The organism is Kribbella pittospori, from assembly GCF_004331465.1.
GTDB classification, from domain to species: Bacteria; Actinomycetota; Actinomycetes; order Propionibacteriales; family Kribbellaceae; genus Kribbella; species Kribbella pittospori.
In genome coordinates, this window is sequence record NZ_SJKB01000010.1 from 235,965 (window position 1) to 251,324 (window position 15,360).

Here is a 15,360-nt window from a genome sequence, read left to right on the forward strand (position 1 = left end):
GTGCAATCACCATGGACGGACGCGGCGGCGAACCTGGCCATCCTCGGCGTCGGGGCGTTCGAGGAACGCGCCTACCGGATCCTGCTGCGCTCACCGGGGCTGACGGTGACCGGGCTGGCGGACCGGATGGGTTCGCCGGCCGGCCGGGTGCGTCGCGCGGTGACCGTGCTCGAGCAGTCGGGTCTGGTCAGCCGGTCACCGCTGCCCACGCCCCGATTGTTGCCGGTGGCACCCGATGCGGCGATCGAGCCGCTGGTCCGCCGGCAGGAGTCGGAGCTGGAGCGGATCCGGGCGCTGGCCGCGTCCTGGGTCCCGGAGTTCCGCTCCGGCGGCAACGCCGCGCCGACCGAGCTGATCGAGGTGGTCACCGGCGCCGACACGGTCCTCAGCCGCTTCGATCAGCTGCAGCGCGGGGCGGTGGAAGAGGTGCAGGTTCTCGACACCCCGCCGTACGCCGGTGACGCGGGGCCGATCACGAACGACGCGGAGTTCGAGGTCCTGGCCCGAGGGGTGACCTGCCGGGCGATCTACGCCCGGGCCGCGCTGGAACAGTCGCCGAACGCGGTGACCGCGATCCTGCGGTACGTCGCCGCCGGCGAGCAGGCCCGGGTCGCCTCCGAGCTGCCGTTGAAGCTGGCCACCTTCGATCGGAAGGTGGCCTTCATCCCGCAGTCGATCGCGCAGCGGGACATCGCCGGCGCGATCGTGGTGCATCCGTGCAGTCTGCTCGACGTCCTGCTCTTCGTCTTCGACCAGCTCTGGGCGGGGGCCACGCCGCTGACCGCGACCGGGTCGCTGCGCTCGGCCGAGCCGGACGGCGTCGCCGAACCGAGCGAGAACGACCGGAGGGTTCTGGCCCTGTTGGCCGGCGGCCTGAAGGACGAGGCCATCGCGCACCACCTCGGCTGGAGCCATCGCACCACCAGGCGGCGGATCGCCACGCTGATGTCGGCCTTGGGCGCCGATACGAGGTTCCAGGCCGGGCTGTACGCCGCCCGCGCGGGCTGGTTGTGATCAGCCGGTCAGGCCGGCTGCTTCTGGGCAGCCAGGATCGCGTCGAGCAGGCCGGGGAAGGCCTGGTCCATGTCGGCGCGGCGGAGTGAGTTCATCCGCAGGGTGCCGACGTAGTACTGCCGGATCACGCCGGCGTCGCGCAGGACCCCGAAGTGGTGGGTCGCGGTGGCCTTGCCGACCGGCAGGTCGAAGCCGCCGCACTTGATGTCCGCGCCGAGCGCGTCGAGTTGCGTCACGATGCTGCGCCGGACCGGGTCGACCAGGGCTTCCAGCACCCGCTGGACGTCGAAGTCGGAGACCTCCGGGTGCTGCGGAATACGTCCCATGGGGTCAATAGTATGATCATCGCAAAGTTTGACGGTGATCAAACTTATCCTAGCGGGAGGTGATGGCATGGCGAGGACGGTGCGGTTCCACCAGGCCGGCGGGCCGGACGTGCTGCGGCTGGACGACGTCGATCCGGGCGAGCCGGGTCCCGGTGAGGTGCGGGTCCGGGTGGACGCGGTCGGGATCAACCGGGCCGAGGTGCTGTTCCGCCGGGACCAGTACATCGAGCCGGTGAAGCAGTTCCCGTCCCGGCTCGGCGCCGAGGCGGCGGGCGTGATCGAGACGATCGGCCCGGACGTCACCGGATTCGCGCCCGGCCAGGCCGTCAGCGTCGTACCGGCCTTCTCGCAGAACGACTACGGCGTGTACGCCGAGCAGGCGATCGTGCCCGCGAGTGCATTGGTGAATCGACCTGACGGCATCGATGCAATCGCGGGCGCGGCCGTCTGGATGCCGTACCTCACGGCGTACGGCGCGATGGTCGAGATCGCCGGATTGCGTGCGGGGGAGACCGTGGTACTGAACGCGGCGTCCAGCAGCGTCGGCCTCGCGGCGATCCAGACCGCGAACCGCGTCGGCGCCACACCGTTGGTCGTCACGCGGACCCGCGCGAAGCGGCAGCGGCTGCTCGCCGAGGGCGCTGCCGAGGTGATCGTCTCGGACGAGGAAGATGTGGCCGGTCGCGTTCTCGACCTGACCGCGGGCCGCGGCGCGGAGTACGTGTTCGACGCGGTGGCCGGGCCGGGGGTCGTAAATCTGGCGCGCGTGGTGGCATCCGGCGGTACGTTGTTCCTCTGGGGTGCCCAGAGCGGACAACCCACGCCGTACCCGGGGTTCGAGCTGGGCATGCCGGCGCTCAATCTGCGCACCTATACGGTGCACGAGATCACCCGCGATCCACAGCGGTTGCTCCGGGCAACAGCTTTTGTTTCGTCGGGCCTGCTCGCGGGCACGTTCCGCCCGGTGGTCGATCGAGTGTTCCCGCTGGAGCAGATCGTTCAGGCCCACGAGCACATGGAGTCCAACAGCCAGGTCGGCAAGATCGTGGTCAGCGTCGATCACGGATAGCGGATCCGGCTGCTGCAACGAAGGGATTTGACGATGGAGTACCGCAATCTGGGCCGGACCGGCCTGAAGGTCAGCGAGGTGTGCCTGGGGGCGATGCACTTCGGCGGCCCGGCGGACGAGCAGACCAGCGTGCGCATCCTGGACGAGTTCGTCGAGGCCGGTGGCACGTTCATCGACACCGCCGACGTGTACAACGCCGGTGAGTCGGAGGCCGTGCTCGGCCGCTGGCTGAAGGGCCGCGACCGCGACTCGCTGGTGATCGCGACCAAGGTCTACGGCAGCATGGGTGACGGCCCGAACGACGACGGCCTCAGCCGCAAGCACATCCTCGCCGGGGTGGACGCCAGTCTGCGCCGGCTGGGCACCGACTACATCGACCTGTACTACACCCACGTGTGGGACACGGCGACGCCGATCGAGGAGACGCTGTCGACGCTCGACGTACTGGTGTCGTCGGGCAAGGTTCGCTACCTGGGCGCCAGCAATGTCACCGGTTGGCAGCTCCAGAAGGCTGTGGACGTGGCGAAGCAGGCCGGGATCAACGGGTACAGCGCATTGCAGCCGCTGTACAACCTGCTCGACCGCGAGGCCGAGTGGGAGTTGCTCGCCATCTGCCGCAACGAGGGACTTGGTGTGATGCCGTGGAGTCCGCTGCGCGCGGGCTGGCTGGCGGGCCGGTTCCACCGGGGCATGGAGGCGCCGCCGGAGGGGACCCGGGTTGCGGAGGCCGCCAAGCAGGGGCTCTACGAGGCCTGGGACTACTACGACAACGACCGCACCTGGAACGTCCTGGACGCGTTGCATGCCATCGCGGCGGACACCGGTCGCAGCGTCGCGCAGGTCGCGCTGCGCTGGCTCATCCAGACCGAGCCTGTCACCGCACCGATCATCGGTCCCCGCACCCTCGAGCACTACACCGACAACATCGGTGCGGCCGGCTGGTCGCTCGACGCCGAGCAGCTCGCCCGACTGACCGAAGTCAGCGAGAAGCCGTCGGTCTACCCGTACAACCTGCTCTCAGGCTTCAACCGCTGAGACCACGACGTCATCCTGGCGCGACGCCCTCGCCACGAGCAGGTGCAGCGCCAGGGTGACGGTCAGGATGACGGCCGCGATGCCGAGCAGGCCGTACGGCGAGGTGCCGGCGGCCAAGGAGACGCCGCCGAGCCCGCTGCCGAGGGCGGAACCGAGCGAGATGGCGCTGCCGTTCAAGGCCATCACGATGGCGGCGGAGTTCGGGGCGAGGGCCGCGAGACGGGCCTGCTGAGGTACGGCGGCGCCGCCGTTGCCGACGCCCGCGGCGAAGAACCACACCAGGCCGGTGACCGCGGTCACCGCGATCGGCAGGGCCAGGAAGGTCACCATCCCCAGCACCGAGTTCAGCAGCAGCCCGATCAGTACGACGGTCAGGACGCGCAGCGGCGTGAAGCGGTCGGTCAGCCGGCCGGTGACCGCGTTGCCGAGCATGCTGGCCACGCCGTACCCGAACATGATCACGATGATCATCCAGTCGAGCCGGAAGGTCGGCGCGAAGATCAGCGTGGCGTAGGTGAAGCAGGTGTAGCTGCTGCACAGGATGCCGGTCGTGACGAGCAGACCCGCCAACAGCCGCGGCCGGCCGAGCGGACGCAGGCGCTCGGCCAGGGTCCCGGCCGGGAGGTGCAAGCGCGGAAGCTTGAGCATGATCCCGGCCAACGCGATCGTGCCGACCACCGCGACCAGGATCATCGGGAACCGCCAGCTGGTCTGGCCGAGCGCCAGGCCGACCGGTACGCCGAGCGCGGTCGCGGTCATCCAGCCACCGAGCACGAACGACAGCGCCTTGCCGCGGTGCTGCGGCGGCGCGAGCGCGATCACGTACCCGGTCACCGCGGCGTTGAGCAGCGCCCCACCGAGCGCCGCCATCACGCGGCCGCCGAGCGCGGTCGCGTAGTTGGGCGCGAGCCCGACGACCAGGTTGCCGAGCACGAACACGGCCAGCGACAGCGCGATCGTCGTACGTCGCTCCCACCGGCTGGTGACCGTCCCGAGCACCGGGGCCGCGAGCGCCGAGGTCAGTGCGAACACCGACACCAGCTGCCCGGCGGCTGCCGCGCTCACCTCCAGATCGCCGGCGATGGCGGGCAGCAACCCGGCCAGCACGTAGCCGTCGATCCCCATCGAGAACGTCGCTACCGCCAGCCAGATCAGGGTCCGGTACGACAACCCGGCATCCTGCTGCACTCCCGAGGCCGGGCCTTCCGTTGCCGTCACGCGCCTAGTCGACCATCGCGCCGACCGGTTAAGCAACCTCCTTACCGAATCGTGGCCGTCGGCGTCGGCCCTTGACGCGGGCAGCCGGCGTACGCCAATCTTTACAGCGCTGTATTACAGCGCTGTACAACATTGCCGCCCGACCGCCAGGAGAGACCAGGGAATGCGTCCCGACATCGTCATCGTGATGACCGACCAGCAACGCGCCGGATTCACCCGCCGGAGCGGCTACCCGGTCGACACCATGCCTTTCGTCGACCGGCTGGCGGCCGCCGGAACCGACTTCACCCAGGCCTACACCTCGGCCCCCGCCTGCGTGCCCGCCCGTACCAGCCTGCTGACCGGACGCTTCCCCAGCGCCCACCAGGTCCGGCAGAACAGCACGCCGGCGCATGCCAGGTTCGAGGCCGACCTCCTCGACGTACTGCGGGCGGCGGAGTACCAACTGCACTTCGCGGGCAAGCCGCACATGCCGCGGGGTGCCGACGACTTCGACACGTACAACGGCCCCTACTTCCACACCCACGGTCCGGAGCGCGACAAGCAGGAGCAAGCCTTCGACGGGTGGCTCGAGCGACTCGACCACGGTGTCTCCGAGGAGCCCACGCCGTACGAGCTGCGCTGCCAACTGCCGTACCGGATCACCACTGACGCACTGGCCGCCGTGGACGCTGCCGATCCGGACCAGCCGGGGCTCTTCTGGGTGTCGTATCCCGAGCCGCACAACCCGTACCAGGTGCCGGAGCCCTACTTCTCGATGGTCGCGCCCGACGATGTCCCGGACCGGATCACCGGCCCGGAAGGCGCCGAGGTCAAAGGTGGCAGCTACGCGTGGTTGCGTCGGCTGCAGGAGGAGAAGCGGCCCGGGTACGACGCGGGCTGGCGCCGGTACGCCGCCAACTACCTCGGGATGCTGCGACTCCTGGACGAGCAGATCGAGCGCCTGCACGAAGGTCTCGCCAAGCGGACGCGACCGCGGTTGACGATCGTGCTGGCCGACCACGGCGACTACGTCGGCGAGTACGGCCTGCAGCGCAAGGGCGCTGGGCTCTCGGAATTCCTGCTGCGGATCCCGTTGGTCATCGCCGGGGACGGCGTCGCGACCCAGCGCCGCGACGAGCCTGTGTCGATTGTCGACATTCTGCCGACCATCTGTGAGGCGGTCGGTCAGCCTCTGCCCGAGGGCGTCCAGGGCCGGAGTCTGCTGCCACTCGCCCACGGCGAGGGGGCACCGGAGGCGGAGTTCGGCAGCATCATCGCCGAGCAGGGCTTCGGCGGACGCGCCCGCGACGTCACCGATCGACCGCCACTGCACTTCTCGTACGACGGCCCGACGTTCGACGAACTCAACACGGTCACCCAGTCCGGAGCGGCGCGCATGCTGCGCAGCGGCCAGTGGAAGCTCATCGTCCACGCGGATCTCGCCGGCGAGCTGTACGACCTCGACGCCGATCCGGCCGAGCTGGACAACCTCTTCGACAGCGAACGCCACCTGGCCGTCCGCGCCCGGCTGCTGCACCAACTCGCCCGCTGGCAGGCACGACTCACCGACGACCTGCCGACCGGCGTCTACGTCCCGCTTCGCCTTGAACACAACTGGCGCTGGGCCCCCACCACGCCAACGAGCAGGGAGAACTGACATGAATCCGTCCACCTTCAGCCGCCGTACCCTGCTGGGTCTCGGTGCCGCCACGGCCGCCGCCACCATGCTGCCCGGTTGCTCCGCGAAGTCGGGGCCGATGCGGGTCGCGTGGTACGGGCCTGACCCGGTGACCAAGGCGATCAACAAGGCACTGGACGCGTGGAAGTCCAACGGTGGTGCCGAGTTCGCCCCGGAGAGCGCGCCGTTCGACGACTACTGGGACAAGCTGGCCACGCAGACCTCCGGCAACAACGCGCCCGACGTACTGCGGATGTCGATGAGCTACTTCAGCGACTACGCCGGTCGCGGTGCCCTCAAGGACCTGGGCTCACTGGGCATCGACACGTCCGCGCTGGACCCGGACGTGGCCGGCAGCGGCACCGCGGACGGCAAGAACTTCGGCATCGGGCAGAGCTCGATCAGCTACGCCATGTACGTCGACGAGGCCGCTGTGAAGAAGGCCGGCGGCACCGTCCCCGAACAGGGGTGGACGTGGGACGCGTTCGCCGAGTTCGCCAAGGACTACTCGGGATCGGTGCAGGGCACCTTCGGGTCCAGCGACCAGGCCGGCAACTTCCAGTTGTTCGAGGTGTTCGCCCGTCAGCACGGGACCGAGATGTTCTCCGACGACGGTGCGAAGCTGACGACCAGCAAGGACACGATCCAGGAGTGGTTCCAGTACTGGGCGGATCTGCGGACGGCCAAGGCCGCGCCGTCGCAGAACGTCAGCGGCGAGACCACCGCGATCGAGAAGTCCCTGGTGGCGACCGGGAAGGCGCCGCTGCAGTTCGGCTGGGTGCAGCAGGTCACCTTCTATCAACCGCTGGTCAAGAGCCCGTTGACTGTGCTGCCGGTGCCTCAGGACACGGCCGGCGACCTCAAGGGCCAGTTCATCAAGGCCCTCGACCTGTGGTGCATTTCGGCCGCGAGCAAGCACCCCGAGGACGCGGCGAAGCTGATCGGGTTCCTGCTCAACGACGAGACGGCGATCAAGACCATCGGCATCCTGCTCGGCGTACCGCCGTCGAAGAAGGCGCGCGACGTGGTCTCGGCCGAGGCCGACTCCGCCGGTGCGCGCGCGATCGCGTACGTCGAGGACATCGCCGGCAAGGTCGGTCCGTCGCCGCAACCCTGGCCGAAGGGGTACGGCGAACTCCTCACCGGCTTCGGGCGCATCGCCGAGAACATCGGCTTCGGCAAGGCCACCCCGGCCTCCGGCGCGACCGAGTTCGTCGAGCTGGCGGGGAAGACGCTGGGCCAGTGAGCCGACGACGCTTGTCGCCACCCACATCGCGGTCCGCTGCCGACTCGTTCGGAACCCGTCTCCGCCAGAGCGTCCCGGGGTACCTGTTCCTGTTGCCCTGGCTGATCGGCGTCCTCGGCCTGACCGTCGGCCCGATGGTGTTGTCGCTGTACTACTCGTTCACCGACTATGCGCTGTTCAACACCCCGGCCTGGACCGGACTGCACAACTACACGGCGCTGTTCCACGACGCCCGCTACCTGCATTCGCTGCGCGTGACGTTCCTGTACGTCGCGGTGTCGGTGCCGCTGGAGATGACCTTCGCCCTCGCGATCGCCGTACTGCTCAACCGTGGTTTGCGTGGTCTCGCGGTCTATCGCGCTCTGTACTACGTGCCGAGTCTGCTCGGTGGCAGTGTCGCGATCGCCCTGCTCTGGCAGCAGATCTTCGGCAGTGACGGTCTGCTCAACCACGTCCTCGGCCTGTTCGGCATCCAGGGACATGGCTGGATCTCCGAGCCGGGTACGGCGCTGTGGACGCTGATCGTGCTGCGGGTGTGGCAGTTCGGCGCTCCGATGGTCATCTTCCTGGCCGGGCTGCGGCAGATCCCGGACGACGTGATGGAAGCGGCCGAGATGGACGGCGCGAACAAGTGGCAGCGGTTCTGGCGGGTCACACTGCCGCTGCTCTCGCCGGTTGTGTTCTTCAACCTGGTGCTGCAGATCATCGGTGCGTTCCAGGCGTTCACCCCGGCGTACATCATCAGCGGCGGCAAGGGCGGGCCGTCGGATTCGACGCTGTTCTACACGCTGTACCTGTACCAGCAGGCGTTCGGCAACTTCCGGATGGGGTACGCCGCCGCGATGGCCTGGGTCCTGCTGCTGATCATCGCGGTGTTCACCGGCCTGAACTTCGTGCTCGGCCGCACCTGGGTGTTCTACGGAGACGAAGGGGTCCGCCGATGAGAACTCGCCGCGTCTTCGCGCACGTCGGGCTGACCGCCGGTGCGCTGATCATGCTGTATCCGCTGTTGTGGATGATCACCGCGTCATTTCGGCCGAACACCGAGATCTTCAAGGATGCCGGCTTGGTGCCCGAGCATCCGACCCTGGGCAACTATGCGCTGGGCTGGCACTCGACCGGCGTCAACTTCGGGGTGTACATCGCCAACTCGCTGATCATCTGCACCGCGGTCGTGATCGGGAACGTGCTGACCTGCTCGCTCACGGCGTACGCCTTCGCCCGGCTCAAGTTCATCGGGCGCAAGACGCTGTTCGCGCTCATGCTGGCCACGATCATGCTGCCCGGTCACGTCACGCTGATCGCGCAGTACTCGATCTTCCGCAACCTCAACTGGATCGACACGTTCTGGCCGATGATCGTGCCGAGCTTCCTGGCCACCGACGCGTTCTTCGTGTTCCTGATGGTGCAGTTCATCCGGTCGATCCCGGTCGAGCTGGACGACGCCGCGCGGATCGACGGGTGCGGGGCGTGGGGGATCTACCGGCGGATCATCCTGCCGCTGCTGACCCCGGCGCTGGTGACGACCGCGATCTTCTCCTTCATCTGGACCTGGAACAACTTCTTCAGCCAGCTGATCTACCTGTCGACGCGGACGAAACTGACGGTCCCGGTGGCCTTGCGCGGGTTCCTCGACTCCACCGGCAGCTCGGAGTGGGGAGCGCTGTTCGCGATGAGTGTGGTCACGCTGGTTCCGGTCGTGGTGGTGTTCGTGGTGTTCCAGCGGCGGATCCTGGCCGGAATGGCACACACCGGGTTGAAGTGACATCCTTACCACCCATGAGGCCTCGTTTGATCGACGTCGCCGAGGCGGCCGGCGTGTCGATGAAGACGGTGTCGAACGTCGTCAACGGGTCGGAACACGTCCGCGAGGCGACCCGGTTGCGGGTCCTCGCCGCGATCGACAAGCTCGGCTACCGGCCGAACATCGCGGCCCGGAACCTGGCCCAGGGCCGCAGCGGGGTGATCGCGTTCGCGGTTCCCCAGCTTGATCGCCCGTACTTCGCCTCGCTCGCGGCGCGGATGCTGGACGAGGCGGAAACCTTCGGCTGGATCGTGCAGTTCCACCAGACCGGTGGCCGGCGAGAGGCCGAGTTGGGTCTGCTCACGGACCGGCATCCCGCCCGTCTCGACGGGATCATCATGAGCCCGCTGAACCTCAGTCCGGAGGATGTGCAGCGGCGTGATCCCGCGCTGCCGCTGGTGCTGCTGGGTGAGAAGGCCGGGGAGGACCACCTGGCCGACCATGTCGGGATCGACAACCGCGAGGCCGGGCGGGCGGCGACCGAGCATCTGCTGTCGCTCGGCCGGCGGCGAGTGATGGCGCTGGCGCCGGGTCCTGGGGTCGCGGACGATCGGATCAACGGTTATCGCGATGCCTTGGTGGCGGCGGGGATCGGCGTCGACGAGGACATCGTGCTTCCGGCCGGAGGCGTTCGCGGTGAGGACGCCGAGCTGACTCTCGGCCGCTGGCTGGACGCCGGCAACCCCGCTCCGGACGCGATCTTCGCGGGCACCGACTGGTTGGCGATGGGCGCGATCCGGGCTCTGGTGCTGCGTGGTCTGAAGGTGCCGCAGCAGGTGGCTGTCGTCGGGTTCGACGACATTCCGTACGACCTCGCCACCCTCCCGACGCTGACCACGGTCGCGCCGGACCGGGTCGCGATTGCCCGCTTGTCGTTGCAGGCGCTCCGCGACCAGAAGCCGGGTCAAGAACCGGCCCGCCTGCAAGCGCCGTTCACGTTGGTCGTCCGCGAAAGCACCGCCGGCATCGGCCCGGGACAATAACCGTATGGATTGGGTCTTCCGGGAGGCGCAGGAGTCCGACCTGCCCGAGTTGGTGGAGTTGCAGGAGCGCGGGGCTGTGGAAGGACTGGGGCACATCTTCCCGCAGGAGACGTATCCGTTTCCGCGCGCCGACGTCCTGGACCGGTGGGCGGTCGAGCTGGCCGATCCGTCGATCGCGGTCTACGTCTCGTGTGATCAGAACGATCGGATCACCGGATTCGCGGCCCGCCGGGATGACGAGCTCTTCCACTTCGGCACCGCTGTCGATACGTGGGGCTCGGGGCTGGCGACGTACCTGCACGACGCTCTGCTCGCCACCTTCCCGTCGACGCTCGAGACTCTGCGGCTGCGGGTCTTCACCGAGAACACCCGAGCCCGCCGCTTCTACGAGAAGCTCGGCTGGCACCCCACCGGCCGCCAGACCCGCACCACATTCCCACCCCACCCGACCCTCACCGAATACATCCTCAACCGGGGCTAGGGGTCGGCAGGAGGAAGGCACCACCCACCACCCGCTCCGGCAGGCTCACCTCCGCTTTCCGGAACATTTTCGTCACCTGGCGGCGATTTGTTTCCGGCGATCTGGGTGAGATAGGTGAGCCGATCGAGGCGTCGGCTCTGAGAATCCGCCGCGGGTTTAGCTCGGGGCGGCGGGGTCAGGCGATGATCAGCCAGGGGTGCTCCAGGAGGTGGGTCAGGTCGGCGAGGAAGCGGGCTCCGTCGGCGCCGTTGAGGATTCGGTGGTCGGCGGAGAGGGTGTAGCGCATTCGGGTGCGGGCGGCCAGGGATCCGTCGTCGAGGACGACGGCCTCGCGGCGGGAGACGCCGACGGCAAGGATCGCGGCTTGTGGGGGGTTGATGATAGCGGTGAACTGCTCGACGCCGTACATCCCGAGGTTGCTGATTGTGAAGGTGCCGCCCGCCATCTCGTCGGTGGTCAGCTGGCGCTCTCTTGCGCGTACGGCGAGGGCCGCGGACTCCTCGGCGATGACGCCGACCGACTTGTGGTCGGCGTTGCGAATGACGGGGACCAGGAGTCCGTCGTCGATCGCGACTGCTACGCCGAGGTTGATGTCGTGGTGGCGTAGGACGTTGTCGCCGGACAGGGACGAGTTGACGTCCGGGTGCCGGCGGAGGGTCAGTGCGCAGGCGCGGATGACGAGGTCGTTGATGCTGACCTTCTGCCGTCCGGCCTCCGTGAGCTGTGCGTTGATCTCGAACCGCAGGTCGACGAGGTTCTCGAGATCGGCGCTCGCGGTCAGGTAGAAGTGCGGTGCGGTCCGGGCGCTGTCGGCCAGCCGCTTCCCGCTCGTCCTGCGCAGCAGGCTGAGCGGCATCTCCTCGCCGTCGTTCTGTGCCTGGGTGACGGTTGTCTCCGGCTCAGCGGGCATTGCTTGGGCGGCGGCGCGGACATCCGCGCGGATGATCCGCCCACCAGGCCCGGTCCCGGCAACCTGCGTCAGATCCACCCCGAGCTCCACCGCATCCCGCCGAGCCAAAGGAGAAGCAGGCATACGCTCCATCGCAGCCCCCGAAGCCGTCACCGCGACAGGGGACGGCGGGGCTGCTGCCTGCGCGAGCGGTGTAGGCGTCGGCGCCTGCGACGCCGCCGCCTCGTCCGGTGCGGCCGCGTCGTCTTCTTCGCTTATGACTGCTATTGGTTGGCCGATCGCGGCTTCTTCGCCTTCGGCTACGAGGATTCGGCCGAGTACGCCGGACTCGTACGCCTCGTACTCCATCACGGCCTTGTCGGTCTCGATGTCGGCCAGGATCTCGCCGGCCTCGACCATTTCACCGGTCTGCTTGTGCCAGGTGACGACGACGCCGGTCTCCATCGTGTCCGACAACCGTGGCATCAGAATCGTGCTCATCCTGTCTCCTCTCAGCGCAGCCGGCCGACTGCGGCCAGGGTCTGTCTGATCGCCGTCTCGACGTCGCCCGCCGACGGCAAGGCAGCGCTCTCCAGGCTCTTGGCATACGGAAGCGGTACTTCGGCCATCGCAACCCGGCGTACCGGTGCGTCAAGCTGGTCGAACGCACCGTCCGACACCGTTGCCGCGATCTCCGCGCCAATCCCGTACGTCAGCCAGTCGTCCTCCAACACCACCGCCGCGTGCGTCTTGCGAACCGACCGCACAATCGTCTCCCGGTCTAGCGGACGCAGACTGCGCAGATCGATGACCTCGGCATCGAACCCCTCCCGAGCAGCCAATTCCTCCGCCACGGCCAACCCAAGCGACGCCATCCGCGAGTAGCCGATCACCGTGATGTCACTACCGGCCCTGGTCACCGCCGCACGCCCGATCTCGGCCGGTACGTCGTCGTCCGGTACGTCGCCCTTCGTGTTGTACAGCGAGAGATTCTCCAGAAACAGCACCGGATCGTCGTCCCGGATCGCCGCGAGCAACAACGCCTTGGCGTCCGCCGGGTTGCTAGGGGCAACCACCTTCAGCCCCGGCACGAAGGCGTAGTACAGCTCAACGTTCTGCGAGTGCGTGGCACCGAGCTGCTGACCCCCACCACCAGGCGTCCGGATCACCATCGGCACGCTGCGCTGGCCCCCGAACATGCCGTGGATCTTCGCCGCATGGTTGACGATCTGATCGAGCGCAAGCAGCGAGAAGTTGATCGTCATCAACTCGACCACAGGCCGGAGCCCGAGCATCGCCGCACCGATCGCGGCCCCGGTGAACCCTTCCTCGGAGATCGGTGTGTCCCGCACGCGCCGTTCGCCGAACTCCGCGAGCAACCCCGCGGTGATCTTGTACGACCCCTCGAAGACACCGATCTCCTCGCCGATCAGGAACACCCGGTCGTCGCGTTGCATCTCGGCACGCAGCGTCTCGTTGATCGCCTGCCGGTAGGACATCACGGTCATGCGCCGGCCACCGCGAAGAGAGGCTGCCCCGGCAGTCGCTCGAGATCGTTCGGCACCGGCGTCGCGTAGTTGTAGTCGAACAATGTCTTCACATCCGGTGGCGCACTGGCATCCGCGAACGCGACCGCCGCACCGACCTCCTCCGCAACAGACTGCTCCAACTCTTCCAGCTCCTCAGCGCTCAACCGAAGCTGGTCGCCCAACGCGAGCACGGGATCGGCGGCCCTGAGCTCAGCCACTTCTTCCTTCGAGCGGTACGCCGCCGGATCGACCACCGAATGCCCACGCAGCCGCCCACTGACAGCTTCCAACAGCACCGGCCGCCCTTCACGCGCCATCGCGACCGCACGTACGGCGGCATCCTGTACGGCGACCACATCGTTGCCGTCGACGCGTTCGCCGTACATCCGGTACGCCGTGGCGCGCTTGTGCAACTCGGGCTCGGCCGAAGACATCTCGACGGTGGTGCCCATACCGAGCTGGTTGTTCACCACCGCGAACACGATGGGGAGTTTCCAGAGCGCGGCCAGGTTGAGCGATTCGTGGAAGGCGCCGATGTTCGTCGTACCGTCGCCCAGGTGGCACATCACCACCTCCGGCCCGCCGCGGTACGCGATCGCCAGCGCCGCTCCGGTTGCCAGCGGCAGCTGGCCGCCGACAATGCCGTACCCGCCGAGCAGTCGGGCCTGGGCATCGAACAGGTGCATGGAGCCGCCCCAGCCCTTGGACACCCCATCGGTCCGGCCGTAGAGCTCGGCCATGACACGGCCGGGGTCGATGCCGCGCGCGATCGCGTACCCGTGCTCGCGGTAGTTCGTGAAGACGTAGTCGCTCGGGTCGAGGGCACTCATCAACCCGACGACCGTTGCCTCCTCGCCGAGGTTCAGGTGGCAGTAACCGCCGATCTTGGCTTCGGTGTAGGCCCGGGCGGCGCGCTCCTCGAAGCGCCGGATCAGCAGCATCTGCCGGTAGTGGCCCGGCAGGTCGGGCGGTGCGGACATCGTGTCGGCTCTCCTCACGAGGATAATGATACTAGATCGTGTCATTCTGTCATGAAGGAGGATAGTGCCATGACCAGAGCTGCCGACGGCGGTCCGCGCAAACGTGGACGACCGACCGAGTCCGAACGCGAGCAGCGGCGGGAGGAGATCCTGGACGCGGCGGTCCGGTTGTTCCTCCAGTACGGGTACGGCGGTGTCTCGCTGGACCGGCTGGCGACGGAGGCGAAGGTCACCAAGCGCACGATCTACGGCTACGTCGGCGACAAGACCGAGGTCTTCATCGCCGCGGTCGCCCGGTTGAACCGCGAGGTCCTGCCGGAGACCGGGCCGGTCGACCAACAGACGCCTGGTGCGGACGCCCTCGAGGCGCTGGCCGTCCGGCTCGTGATCACCCTGCACTCGGACGTCGCCATCGGCCTGCACCGGATGGTGATCGCCGAAGCGCACCAGTTCCCGGACCTCGCCACCGGCTTCTACGCGGCCGGCCCGCAGCGCTACATCGACGGCTTGAGTGACCTCGTCCCGTGCCCCGAGGAGCTCTTCGCCCTCCTCCTCGGCGAACCGCACCGGCGCCGCCTCCTCGGCCTGGATGCTCCGCCCTCACGGGCCCAGGCCGAGGCTCACGTCAACGGCGTACTGGAACTCCTGGACCTCGCGCGCTAGTCCATCGCCGTAGCTTCCAGAGCGACCAGGAGGTCCGGGCCGGCGAGGGCCGCGACGCCCAGGACGGTGCTGGCGAAGCGGTCGGGGGTGCCGCCGAACCGCTCGGCGAGGACGCCGAACTGCTGGAGTAGCTCGCCGACGTCGGTGGTGTAGATGTTGAGCCGGACCACGTTGGCCACGGTCATATCAGCACCGGCCAGGACCGCTTCGAGGTTGTCGAGCGCGAGTCGGAGCTGGGCGGCCATGTCGCCCGGATGCTGTGCGTTGCCGTTGGCGTCGACGGAGTCCTGGGCGCTGCAAATGAGCTCACGGTGGCGGTTCTCGACGAGTTGGGCCTGGTCGAAGCCGAGGCCGACGGACCAGTTCCACGGGTTGACGGCGGTGCGTTGCATGGTGGTCCCCTTCGATCGAACCGGCCCTTCGTGGACCGGCGAGTTAGTTAGGTAACTAACCTAGAACTCGC

General features: G+C 68.2%; 16 protein-coding genes. 10 read left to right on the plus strand and 6 right to left on the minus strand.

Translation table 11 applies throughout. The annotated features are described in order from the left end of the window. Positions 1 to 1,014 (plus strand): helix-turn-helix transcriptional regulator, encoded by a 1,014-nt coding sequence (locus E0H73_RS29935; protein ID WP_131361942.1) that lies wholly within the window; start codon positions 1 to 3, stop codon positions 1,012 to 1,014. A gap of 8 nt (positions 1,015 to 1,022) precedes the next feature. On the opposite strand, the gene E0H73_RS29940 is transcribed toward E0H73_RS29935, so the two are convergent. Further along, entirely contained in the window at positions 1,023 to 1,340 is a 318-nt protein-coding gene (locus E0H73_RS29940; protein WP_131361943.1) for an ArsR/SmtB family transcription factor, read from the minus strand. 67 nt (positions 1,341 to 1,407) lie between these two features. Between E0H73_RS29940 and E0H73_RS29945 the strand changes: the two genes are divergently transcribed. Next, a complete protein-coding gene (locus tag E0H73_RS29945; RefSeq protein WP_131361944.1) occupies positions 1,408 to 2,409 on the plus strand; it encodes a zinc-dependent alcohol dehydrogenase family protein in 1,002 nt (333 codons plus the stop codon). Positions 2,410 to 2,442: 33 nt separating this feature from the next. After that, the gene (locus tag E0H73_RS29950; RefSeq protein ID WP_131361945.1) at positions 2,443 to 3,444 is read left to right on the plus strand and encodes an aldo/keto reductase; all 1,002 of its coding nucleotides are present in this window, start codon (positions 2,443 to 2,445) and stop codon (positions 3,442 to 3,444) included. Here the strand turns inward: E0H73_RS29950 and E0H73_RS29955 are convergent. Continuing rightward, positions 3,427 to 4,662: an MFS transporter gene (locus tag E0H73_RS29955; protein ID WP_238164371.1), complete on the minus strand. Its 1,236-nt coding sequence runs from the start codon at positions 4,660 to 4,662 to the stop codon at positions 3,427 to 3,429. The two genes, E0H73_RS29950 and E0H73_RS29955, sit on opposite strands and share 18 nt — an antisense overlap. 163 nt (positions 4,663 to 4,825) lie before the next feature. Here E0H73_RS29955 and E0H73_RS29960 point away from each other — a divergent pair, with 163 nt between their 5' ends. The 6 genes from E0H73_RS29960 to E0H73_RS29985 are packed head-to-tail and all read left to right on the plus strand — an operon-like array spanning position 4,826 to position 10,836. Next, positions 4,826 to 6,301: a sulfatase-like hydrolase/transferase gene (locus E0H73_RS29960; protein WP_131361946.1), complete on the plus strand. Its 1,476-nt coding sequence runs from the start codon at positions 4,826 to 4,828 to the stop codon at positions 6,299 to 6,301. 1 nt (position 6,302) lies between these two features. Then, a complete protein-coding gene (locus E0H73_RS29965; RefSeq protein ID WP_131361947.1) occupies positions 6,303 to 7,568 on the plus strand; it encodes an extracellular solute-binding protein in 1,266 nt (421 codons plus the stop codon). Further along, the gene (locus E0H73_RS29970) at positions 7,565 to 8,512 is read left to right on the plus strand and encodes a carbohydrate ABC transporter permease (RefSeq protein ID WP_131361948.1); all 948 of its coding nucleotides are present in this window, start codon (positions 7,565 to 7,567) and stop codon (positions 8,510 to 8,512) included. The genes E0H73_RS29965 and E0H73_RS29970 overlap by 4 nt, the downstream gene beginning before the upstream one ends. Further along, on the plus strand, positions 8,509 to 9,333 hold the full coding sequence (locus tag E0H73_RS29975; RefSeq protein ID WP_131361949.1) for a carbohydrate ABC transporter permease: 825 nt from the start codon (positions 8,509 to 8,511) through the stop codon (positions 9,331 to 9,333). Before E0H73_RS29970 ends, E0H73_RS29975 begins: the two co-directional genes overlap by 4 nt. Positions 9,334 to 9,347: 14 nt before the next feature. After that, complete coding sequence (locus tag E0H73_RS29980; RefSeq protein WP_131361950.1) at positions 9,348 to 10,355, plus strand: LacI family DNA-binding transcriptional regulator; 1,008 nt, start codon at positions 9,348 to 9,350, stop codon at positions 10,353 to 10,355. Between the two features lie 4 nt (positions 10,356 to 10,359). Then, on the plus strand, positions 10,360 to 10,836 hold the full coding sequence (locus E0H73_RS29985) for a GNAT family N-acetyltransferase (RefSeq protein WP_202867619.1): 477 nt from the start codon (positions 10,360 to 10,362) through the stop codon (positions 10,834 to 10,836). A 175-nt stretch (positions 10,837 to 11,011) separates the two neighbouring features. On the opposite strand, the gene E0H73_RS29990 is transcribed toward E0H73_RS29985, so the two are convergent. The 3 genes from E0H73_RS29990 to pdhA are packed head-to-tail and all read right to left on the minus strand — an operon-like array spanning position 11,012 to position 14,252. Continuing rightward, on the minus strand, positions 11,012 to 12,226 hold the full coding sequence (locus tag E0H73_RS29990; RefSeq protein WP_202867620.1) for a dihydrolipoamide acetyltransferase family protein: 1,215 nt from the start codon (positions 12,224 to 12,226) through the stop codon (positions 11,012 to 11,014). A gap of 11 nt (positions 12,227 to 12,237) precedes the next feature. Continuing rightward, positions 12,238 to 13,233, minus strand: coding sequence for an alpha-ketoacid dehydrogenase subunit beta (locus E0H73_RS29995; RefSeq protein ID WP_131361951.1), 996 nt, complete (start codon positions 13,231 to 13,233; stop codon positions 12,238 to 12,240). Further along, on the minus strand, positions 13,230 to 14,252 hold the full coding sequence (gene pdhA, locus E0H73_RS30000; RefSeq protein WP_202867621.1) for a pyruvate dehydrogenase (acetyl-transferring) E1 component subunit alpha: 1,023 nt from the start codon (positions 14,250 to 14,252) through the stop codon (positions 13,230 to 13,232). The genes E0H73_RS29995 and pdhA overlap by 4 nt, the downstream gene beginning before the upstream one ends. A 51-nt stretch (positions 14,253 to 14,303) precedes the next feature. Between pdhA and E0H73_RS30005 the strand changes: the two genes are divergently transcribed. Then, complete coding sequence (locus E0H73_RS30005) at positions 14,304 to 14,897, plus strand: TetR/AcrR family transcriptional regulator (protein ID WP_131361953.1); 594 nt, start codon at positions 14,304 to 14,306, stop codon at positions 14,895 to 14,897. Here the strand turns inward: E0H73_RS30005 and E0H73_RS30010 are convergent. Beyond that, positions 14,894 to 15,289 carry a RidA family protein gene (locus tag E0H73_RS30010; protein ID WP_131361954.1) on the minus strand — a complete coding sequence of 132 codons (396 nt, stop codon included), beginning with the start codon at positions 15,287 to 15,289 and terminating at the stop codon, positions 14,894 to 14,896. The genes E0H73_RS30005 and E0H73_RS30010 overlap by 4 nt on opposite strands. Positions 15,290 to 15,360: the final 71 nt, after the last annotated feature.

Bases quoted from the DNA above. Each gene is read 5' to 3' on its own strand.
- E0H73_RS29940 (WP_131361943.1), bottom strand. From the start codon at position 1,340: ATGGGACGTATTCCGCAGCACCCGGAGGTCTCCGACTTCGACGTCCAG.
- E0H73_RS29945 (WP_131361944.1), top strand. From the start codon at position 1,408: ATGGCGAGGACGGTGCGGTTCCACCAGGCCGGCGGGCCGGACGTGCTG.
- E0H73_RS29950 (WP_131361945.1), top strand. From the start codon at position 2,443: ATGGAGTACCGCAATCTGGGCCGGACCGGCCTGAAGGTCAGCGAGGTG.
- E0H73_RS29960 (WP_131361946.1), top strand. From the start codon at position 4,826: ATGCGTCCCGACATCGTCATCGTGATGACCGACCAGCAACGCGCCGGA.
- E0H73_RS29965 (WP_131361947.1), top strand. From the start codon at position 6,303: ATGAATCCGTCCACCTTCAGCCGCCGTACCCTGCTGGGTCTCGGTGCC.
- E0H73_RS29975 (WP_131361949.1), top strand. From the start codon at position 8,509: ATGAGAACTCGCCGCGTCTTCGCGCACGTCGGGCTGACCGCCGGTGCG.
- E0H73_RS29980 (WP_131361950.1), top strand. From the start codon at position 9,348: ATGAGGCCTCGTTTGATCGACGTCGCCGAGGCGGCCGGCGTGTCGATG.
- E0H73_RS29985 (WP_202867619.1), top strand. From the start codon at position 10,360: ATGGATTGGGTCTTCCGGGAGGCGCAGGAGTCCGACCTGCCCGAGTTG.
- E0H73_RS29990 (WP_202867620.1), bottom strand. From the start codon at position 12,226: ATGAGCACGATTCTGATGCCACGGTTGTCGGACACGATGGAGACCGGC.
- E0H73_RS29995 (WP_131361951.1), bottom strand. From the start codon at position 13,233: ATGACCGTGATGTCCTACCGGCAGGCGATCAACGAGACGCTGCGTGCC.
- E0H73_RS30005 (WP_131361953.1), top strand. From the start codon at position 14,304: ATGACCAGAGCTGCCGACGGCGGTCCGCGCAAACGTGGACGACCGACC.
- E0H73_RS30010 (WP_131361954.1), bottom strand. From the start codon at position 15,289: ATGCAACGCACCGCCGTCAACCCGTGGAACTGGTCCGTCGGCCTCGGC.